We start from the raw sequence: 7,669 nt of genomic DNA on the forward strand, positions 1-7,669 counted from the left end.
CGACGGAGCCGCGGTCGCCGAGGGGCTCGCCCCCGCCCCCGGGGCCGGCGTCACCGTCGGTGCGACCACCCCGGGTGACGCGCACCCGGCGAGGGCCAGCACGACGCCGACGACGACCACCGGGCGGAGGGAGCGGAGCACGTCAGGCTCGGGCCGCGCGCTGACGACGGGTCAGGACGTACGCACCCGCACCGAGCAGGGCGAGGGCCCCGGCGCCACCGGCCGCGAGGCCGAGACCGCCGGCCGACGCGCTCTCGGCGGCCGCGCCTCCGAGTCCGGTGTCGACGCCACCGACGGGCACCTGCGTCAGCTGGCCGCGGACGACGCCGGCCGCGAACGTGGCCGTGTGCGAGTCGCCCGTGAAGCCGGCCGGGTTTGCCTCGAGCTGCTTCAGGCTGAAGCCGGTGCCCGTGTCGGCCCCGGCGGCGCTCATGACGCCGGTCGTGAAGGGCCCCTGCAGGCAGCCGCTGCTCGTGCGCGTGCCGTCACCGCGGTCGACCGGGTTCGGGAACGCGATGCGCGGCGGGCCGGCCTGGCCCTTCGCCGCCTCGTGGATGTGCGTCGCGGTCTTCGCCGGGCTCTGGTACTCGCCCGTGACGCCGCGCAGGGTGATGTCGTAGCAGATCACCTCGGTGTCGCTGTTGACGCGGAAGTCGAACGTCCCCGTGGCACCGGCCTCGCCCGGGGTGGCGACCCCGTCGTTGTTGATCACCTGGTCGGGCGTCGCCATCACCGTGTAGGCGCTGGTGAAGGTCGCGGGCTCGGGCACCTCGGTCTCGGCGAACGCGGGCGTCACGCCGAACAGGGTGACGGCGGTGGCGGCGGCGCCACCGATCGTCAGGGTGCGGATGGCGGTCTTCTTGGTCGTGCGCGTCATCTTCGGCATGCTCCGGGTCCTCTCGACGGGGCGGCGCCCGGGCGGGTGCCGCTCGACAGGGCCTACGTCGTCGGGCCTCGATGCGTTCACCGGGTGCCGAGAAAGTTTTCTCGACGGTGCGGTGAACGCCGGAGGCGCAGCGGACGTAGACCCCGTCGGCATCCGCGAACGGCGTGGATAGGCTGGAGGGCAGGCGGATGATCGCCGTCATGGGTCGCGCGGGGCCCGTCCCGGGCCGCGTCGCAGATCGGAGCCCGATGAGCGAGGGGTCGTCCGGTCTCGACGTCCGGGCCGCGTTCGTCGAACACGGCTCGTCGCTGCTCGGTTTCGCCGTCAACGCCCTCCGCGACCGGGCGCTCGCCGAGGACTGCGTGCAAGAGACCTTCGTGCGGGCCTGGCGCGCCCGCGACTCGTTCGACGCCGACCGCGGCAGCGTCCGCACCTGGCTGTTCGCGATCGAACGCCGCGTCGTGCTCGACGTGTACCGGGCACGCACGCGCACGCCGTCGGTCGTGCCGCTCGAGCACGCCCCCGACCCCGTGGCGACCGTCGCCGACCCGCTCGAGCGCCTGGGCATGGCCGAGGGGCTCGCCCGCCTGAGCGACGACCACCGGGCGGCCGTGGTGGCCGTCCACCTCGAGGGCCTGAGCTACCGCGAGGTCTCCGAGCGCACGGGCGTGCCCGTCGCGACCCTCCGCACCCGCGTGTTCCACGCGCTGCGTGCCCTCCGCACCCACCTCGACGACCAGGAGACGACCGATGACTGACCGCACGCCAGGGGTGGGGGCCGGTGACGGTACCGGTGCCGGTGCCGGTGCCGGGGACGGCGGGGGCGCCGACGGTGTCGGGGGCTCCGACGCCCGTCGTGACGAGTTGACGGCCGCGGCGCTCGCGGACGACCTCTCGCCGAGCGAACGCGTCGAGTTCGACGCGTTGCGGGCCGCCGACCCGTCGATCGACGCCGACTTGGCGTCGCTGGGCGTCGTCGTCGGAGGGCTCTCGGACTTGGGTCGCTGGGACGAGGTCGCCCCGAGCGACGGACTCCGCGAGCGCGTCCACGCCGTCGCACGGGCCGGAGACGACCCGGCCGCCGGGCGGGCAACCGATGACGGCATCGCCTCGGACGTCGGCACCGCCTCCGATGCCGGCATCCTGTCCGGCGCCGGCACGACGGGGGACGACCCGACGCTCCCGCGCATCGGTCCGCACGTCGCCACCGCCCGCTCGGGCCGGGGCCGTCGCCCGCTGCTGATCTCCGTCGCCGCCGCCGCATGCCTGGCGATCGGGGCCGGGGGCGGAGTCCTGCTCGCGATGCCTCGCGACACGGTGGTGGCCGGCCCGGCCGGGACCCTCGGCGCCGTCGAGCACGTGGACTTCGTCGGTCAGCCCGCCGGGGTCGACCTCGACGGGGACCTCGTCGCCCACACCTGGGGCACCGAGACCGTCCTCAGCATCGACGGCCTGCCGACGGGCTCGGCGTTCACGGTCGTGGTGGTCGGGGGCGACGGGCGTGAGTACGAGTCCGGTGCGTTCCTCGGGTCGGACGTGCGCGTCGACTGTCGGTTGAACGCCGCCGTGCTGCGGCCCGACGTGGCGTCCGTCGAGATCCGTGCCGCGGACGGCCACGACATCGCCGTCGCGTCGGTGCCCCCGGTCGCGAGTTGAGCCGCGCCTCCCGGCCGTGCCGACTCGCGCCTCCTGCTCTCGTCCGTCGAGTTGTCACGACGTGCCGCTCACCTCGGGACGTGAGCCGCGAGTCGTGATGTCTCGGCGGGGTCAGACGACGGTCAAGGAGGCGCGGGTCGCCTCGATCGTCGCGAGCAACGACCTCGAGTCGGCCAGCGAGTGCAGAGGCGAGTCGCGCAGCCCGGCATCGACGTAGGACGACAGGGCCGTCGCCTGGTAGGCCAGGCCCTGGCGGCCGGTCGGGACGGTCGGGTCGCTCCAGACGGCCGAGCCGCGGCCCGTTGTCAGCTCGAACGTCGCCGGGAAGACCAGGTTCTGCAGGGTGCGGATCGAGCCGGTCGTGCCCGAGATCGTGCCGAGTCCGGGCGAGGTCGTGAGCAGGCTGGTCGCCGCGGTGGCCAGCACCCCGTCGGCCGTGCGGGTGACGACGGCCGCGTCGAGGTCGACGCCGTCGGCCCGGGTCGAGCCGGTGGCGTGCCACTCGACGGGGTGACCGGTGGCGAACTGGGTGAACCAGAAGGCGTAGACGCCGATGTCGAGCAGGGCGCCGCCGCCGAGGGCCGGGTCCGTCATGCGTCCGCCGGCCGAGAGGTCGTTCGCCCAGGCGACGTCGGCGGTCGCCAGTCGCACGTCTCCGATCGCCCCCTCGGCGAGCAGTTCGGCGATGACGGTGGTGTGCGGCAGGTAGCGCGTCCACAGCGCCTCCATCGCGAGGACCCCCGCGGCGCTCGCCGCGGCCACGATCTCGTCGGCTTCGGCCGTGCTGGTCGCCATCGGCTTCTCGATCAGGACGTGCTTCCCGGCACGGATCGCGGTCAGGGCGTCCGGCAGGTGCCGGGTGTGAGGCGTGGCCACGTAGACGACGTCGACGTCGGGGGAGGCGACCAGCGCCTCCGCGTCCCCGTAGGCGGTGTCGACGCCGTGGGCGCGGGCGAACGCCTCGGCCCGGTCGAGGCTGCGCGAGGCCACGGCGACCACGCGCTGGTCGGTGTGCGCGTGCAGGGCGTCGGTGAAGTCGCCGGCGATCTCGCCCGGGCCGATCACGCCCCAGCGGAGGACCGGCCCGCCCCGCAACGGGACGGCCGTCGAAGCGGGGAAGCTCGGGGTGCTCTGGGTCTGCGGGGACATGCGTTCTCCTCGGGGTCACGTCGTCGTGGGTGCATCCATCTTCGCGGGTGTGGGTGTGGGTGCGGGCGGCTGCCAGTGTGCGTGTGCGTGTGCGTGTGCGGCTGCGGGTGTCTGACGGTCGCCCCTCGCCCTCACTCGTGTTCGGCGAACCGCCCGATGCCGATCACGTCGAGCAAGCGCAGCTTGGCGTCGTCGTCGGACCCGGGCGTCGCCGTCAGCACGAGGAGCGTCTGCGACTGGTCCTCGGTGAAGAGGGCCTGGCAGTCCACCTCGATGCGGCCGAGCTCGGGATGCAACAGCGTCTTGCGGTCGTCGAAACGTTGGTGGACCGCGTGACGGCTCCAGATCGTCGCGAACTCGTCGCTCGAGGCGAGCAGCGCCTCCACCAGTTCGCGCGGTCGCCCGCGGCCGCCCGCCAGGCTGAGCGCCGCCCGCAGCCCGGACGCCTGCAGCTCGAGCTGGTGCGCGTGGTCCTCGACCGGGTAGGAGGCGCGCTCGGCCGGGTCGGTGAACCACCGGTGGAACGCGCTGCGGTCGAGACCCTCGTGCCTCATCTGGTCGCCGAGCAGGGCGACCGCGAGCCGGTTCTGCGCGAGCGTCTCGGCCAGGTCGCTGAGGACGAGCGCGGGGGTGTCGTCCAGACGGTCGAGCACCCGCAGCAGGGCGGGACTGACGTGGTCGCCGCCGCGTGTGCGGCGCGGCGGGTGGTGACCGGTCAGGCGGTAGAGATGGTCGCGCTCGTCGAGGCTCAGCCGCAGCGCCCGGGTGAGCGCGACCAGCATCTGCTCGGACGGTTGGGGGCCGCGCTGCTGCTCGAGCCGCGCGTAGTAGTCGGTCGACATGCCGACGAGCCCCGCCACCTCTTCACGACGCAGTCCCGCGGTTCGCCGACGCACGCCCTCGGGCAGCCCGACGTCGGACGGCCGCAGCGCCTCGCGGCGGTGGCGGAGGAAGTCGGCGAGTTCGGCGCGGTCCATCGCCCCATGCTGTCAGCCCCGTCGCTCGCCGACCAGGGAGTGGCGATCCCTGGACGAGCGCTCTCTGCCGCCTCGCGCCTCCCCGGGTCAGAGTGGGGTCGTCGCCCCGACCACCCTCGGCGCGGCGACGACCACCGGCCGCGCCGAGCGCGGCACACCCGAAGGAGCAACCGTGAAGATCAGCGGCAACACCGTGTTCATCCCCGGAGCCACGTCCGGCATCGGCCTGGGCCTCGCCCTGCGCCTGCAGGCCGCCGGCAACACCGTCGTCGTGGCGGGCCGACGCCGGGCCCTGCTCGACCAGATCGTCCGCGACCACCCGGGCCTCGAGGCCGTCGAGCTGGACACCACCGACCCGCAGGCCGTCGTCGACGTCTCGGCCGAGGTGCAACGCCGCTGGCCCGAGACCAACGTCGTGGTCGCGATGGCCGGCATCATGCAGACCGAGGACGTCACGACAGGTGAGTTCCTCCCGACCGCCGAGGCGATCGTCACGACGAACCTGCTCGGGCCGATCCGCCTGATCGCCGCGTGGACGTCGTTCCTGCAGTCACGGCCGGCGGCGTCGATCGTGACCGTGTCGTCCGGGCTCGCGAGCGTGCCGCTGCCGATCACGCCGACCTACAACGCGACCAAGGCGGCGATCCACTCGTTCAGCGAGGGCATCCGCGTGCAGCTCGCCGGCACGAGCGTCCAGGTCGTCGAACTCGTGCCGCCGGCCGTGCAGACCACCCTGCTCGGCCAGCAGGACGACCCGTCGGCCATGCCGCTCGACGAGTACCTCGACGAGACCATGGCGCTGCTCGAGGCACAGCCCGACGCCCACGAGATCCTGGTCGAGCGGGTCAAGTTCCTGCGCAACGCCGAGGCCGAGGGGCGCTACGACGAGGTGCTGGCGCGGCTCAGCGGTCACTGAGGCGGGCTGGGGGCCGCACCCTAGGCTGGGTGGATGAGCACATGGGGTGACTGGGGTCCGGCGGTGGTGGCGATCGTCGTGGCGGTCGTGTACCTCGTGATCGTCGTCAGCATCGTGCGTGCCGTCCGACGGCGTGCCGACACGACGCAGCTCGAGCGCACGGTCTGGACGGTCGCCGCCGTCCTCTTCCCGCTCGGTGCCGGTGCGGTCTGGCTGCTGCTCGGGCCGCACCCGCTCGGGCTGCGCATCGACCACGAGCACGACTGAGCCGGACCCGGCCGGGTGTCGGCGGCCGCACCTAGCCTGCGGGGGTGACCAGCCCGACGCCCCGACCCGACGACACCTGCCGAGGAGGCACGGGGCGGCTCGGCGGCGACTCCTGCGGTGGTCCGGTCGACCCGTCCTCACCCGTGCCGCTCTGTGACCGGCACCTAGCGCTCGCTGTCGACTGGGCCGCCTCGCTCGAGGGGTCGGGCGAGGGAGTGACCGACCTGCTGCCGTCCCCCTGCCTCGCCTGCGGGTCGCGGCTCGGCGTGCACTGGCCGTCGGGGTGGCTCTGCGCCGTCTGCGAGTGGCGTCCGGGCGACGTGCCCGACGGCGAGCTCGGGGTCGTGCGGGTCGACGTCGTCTACTACATCCGCTTCGAGGACCGCATCAAGATCGGCACCTCGTCGAATCCCCGACAGCGACTGGGGACGCTCTGGCACGACGAACTCCTGGCCTTCGAGCGTGGCGACCGCCTGGTCGAGCGACGACGGCACGGCCAGTTCGCGGCGTCCCGGTTCGGTCGCACCGAATGGTTCGCCCGGAGTGCCGAGCTCGACGCCCATGTCGCGGCGCTCGCCGAGGGCATCGACGACCCGTGGCAGCGCTACGCCCGCTGGCGCAGCGAGGCGCTGGCCCTCCGCGGCTGAGTCCGCCTCGCATGGCTGGCCCACCTGGCCCGGCCGGCCCGCCTGGCCTGGCTGGCGCGCCTGGCCTGGCCTGGCTTGACTGGTTGGTCCGCCTGGCCTGGCTGGCGCGGCTGGCTCGGCTGCAGGTTCGTCCGGGGGTCGCGTCACACCACGTTCTGAACGTCGCACCGTGTTTCGTGCAGCGCACCGCGACGAGATCGGGTGCCGTGCACGAAACGCGGTGCGGTGTCGTGGTCCCGCCCGCCCGCCCGCCCGGCCCTGCCGCCCGGGGGCGCGCTAGACTCAGCGGCGCAGGTAGGCGTCGACGAGCAGCGGGCCGCGGATGTCACGCAGCTCGTCGAGCAGCAGGGGCACCGTCTGCCGCGTCAGCCCCGAGAGTTGCAGGTCGTGGGGGCCGAGCGGGGGCAGCTTTCCGGTCCGGAGCCGCACGACCTCCCAGCCGGCGGCCCGCAGCGCGGCGTCCTTGCGGCGGTCGGCGGTCTCGCGGTGCCCGACGTGCTCGAGCCCGTGCCGCCCGGTCGAGTCGTACTCGATCGCGACCCGCAGCTCGCTCAGCACGATGTCGGGCCACACCTCGACGTGGTCGAAGAACGGACGCCCGACCCGCACCGCGTTCAGACCGGGCTCGAACTCGAGCCGGGCCGTCAGTCCGGCTCGCAGCTCGGCCTCGACCGCCGACGCCGGCTTCGGGGCACACGCGCTGACGAAAGGCGTACCGGTCGGCAGGGCCGGCGTCTTGTCGCACACCGGCCGGGAGGCGCGGGTCGGCCGAGGGGCGCGGGCCGGCCGGGAGGAGCGCTCGGTGCGGGAGCCACTGATGGCCGGGGAGGCGAGCTCGGTGCTGGAGGCGCCGGTGGGCGGGGAGGCATGCTCGGTGCGGGAGGCGCCGGTGGACGGCGAGACACGCTCGGTGCGGATGTCGTTGACCAGCGGCGAGGTGGGGGAGGCGCGGGAGGGCTCGGGACTGCGGCTCGCCTCCGCGCGCGGCGTCGTCGACGGCAGACCCGTGCTCGAGCCGCGGCGACGCCGGGGCGGGGGTGACGGGGCCGCCGATACCGCGCCTCCTGCGGTCTGGGCCACCCAGGCCTGGCCGGACGCCGTCCCGGCATCGCCCGGTGCCGGCCGGGCCTGGCCCGGTGCGCTCGCGCCCTGCGCCGGCATGCCCTCGGCC

General features: G+C 74.3%; 9 protein-coding genes. 5 read left to right on the forward strand and 4 right to left on the reverse strand.

The features are described 5' to 3' along the window. Nucleotides 1–142: 142 nt before the first annotated feature. On the reverse strand, nucleotides 143–877 hold the full coding sequence (locus IFT36_RS14120; RefSeq protein WP_200413450.1) for a CHRD domain-containing protein: 735 nt from the start codon (nucleotides 875–877) through the stop codon (nucleotides 143–145). A gap of 257 nt (nucleotides 878–1,134) precedes the next feature. Between IFT36_RS14120 and IFT36_RS14125 the strand changes: the two genes are divergently transcribed. Both IFT36_RS14125 and IFT36_RS14130 read left to right on the forward strand, forming a co-directional pair. Further along, nucleotides 1,135–1,644: an RNA polymerase sigma factor gene (locus tag IFT36_RS14125; protein ID WP_043594763.1), complete on the forward strand. Its 510-nt coding sequence runs from the start codon at nucleotides 1,135–1,137 to the stop codon at nucleotides 1,642–1,644. Next, nucleotides 1,637–2,542, forward strand: coding sequence for a hypothetical protein (locus IFT36_RS14130; RefSeq protein ID WP_200413451.1), 906 nt, complete (start codon nucleotides 1,637–1,639; stop codon nucleotides 2,540–2,542). The genes IFT36_RS14125 and IFT36_RS14130 overlap by 8 nt, the downstream gene beginning before the upstream one ends. 111 nt (nucleotides 2,543–2,653) lie before the next feature. On the opposite strand, the gene IFT36_RS14135 is transcribed toward IFT36_RS14130, so the two are convergent. Both IFT36_RS14135 and IFT36_RS14140 read right to left on the reverse strand, forming a co-directional pair. Continuing rightward, nucleotides 2,654–3,691, reverse strand: coding sequence for a Gfo/Idh/MocA family protein (locus tag IFT36_RS14135; RefSeq protein ID WP_200413452.1), 1,038 nt, complete (start codon nucleotides 3,689–3,691; stop codon nucleotides 2,654–2,656). Between the two features lie 131 nt (nucleotides 3,692–3,822). Next, nucleotides 3,823–4,668: a helix-turn-helix transcriptional regulator gene (locus IFT36_RS14140; protein WP_056042983.1), complete on the reverse strand. Its 846-nt coding sequence runs from the start codon at nucleotides 4,666–4,668 to the stop codon at nucleotides 3,823–3,825. Between the two features lie 172 nt (nucleotides 4,669–4,840). Between IFT36_RS14140 and IFT36_RS14145 the strand changes: the two genes are divergently transcribed. The 3 genes from IFT36_RS14145 to IFT36_RS14155 all read left to right on the forward strand — a co-directional run bounded on the left by IFT36_RS14145 (nucleotide 4,841) and on the right by IFT36_RS14155 (nucleotide 6,498). Further along, nucleotides 4,841–5,584, forward strand: coding sequence for an SDR family oxidoreductase (locus IFT36_RS14145; protein ID WP_056042980.1), 744 nt, complete (start codon nucleotides 4,841–4,843; stop codon nucleotides 5,582–5,584). 33 nt (nucleotides 5,585–5,617) lie between these two features. Next, entirely contained in the window at nucleotides 5,618–5,851 is a 234-nt protein-coding gene (locus tag IFT36_RS14150) for a PLDc N-terminal domain-containing protein (protein WP_159827332.1), read from the forward strand. 143 nt (nucleotides 5,852–5,994) lie between these two features. Beyond that, nucleotides 5,995–6,498, forward strand: a complete 504-nt coding sequence (locus IFT36_RS14155; protein WP_307785120.1) for a GIY-YIG nuclease family protein — start codon at nucleotides 5,995–5,997, stop codon at nucleotides 6,496–6,498. Between the two features lie 282 nt (nucleotides 6,499–6,780). On the opposite strand, the gene IFT36_RS16595 is transcribed toward IFT36_RS14155, so the two are convergent. Beyond that, the gene (locus IFT36_RS16595; protein ID WP_249408648.1) at nucleotides 6,781–7,659 is read right to left on the reverse strand and encodes a hypothetical protein; all 879 of its coding nucleotides are present in this window, start codon (nucleotides 7,657–7,659) and stop codon (nucleotides 6,781–6,783) included. Between the last annotated feature and the right edge of the window lie 10 nt (nucleotides 7,660–7,669).

It is taken from the genome of Frigoribacterium sp. CFBP 13605 (genome assembly GCF_014839405.1).
Taxonomy (GTDB): domain Bacteria; phylum Actinomycetota; class Actinomycetes; order Actinomycetales; family Microbacteriaceae; genus Frigoribacterium.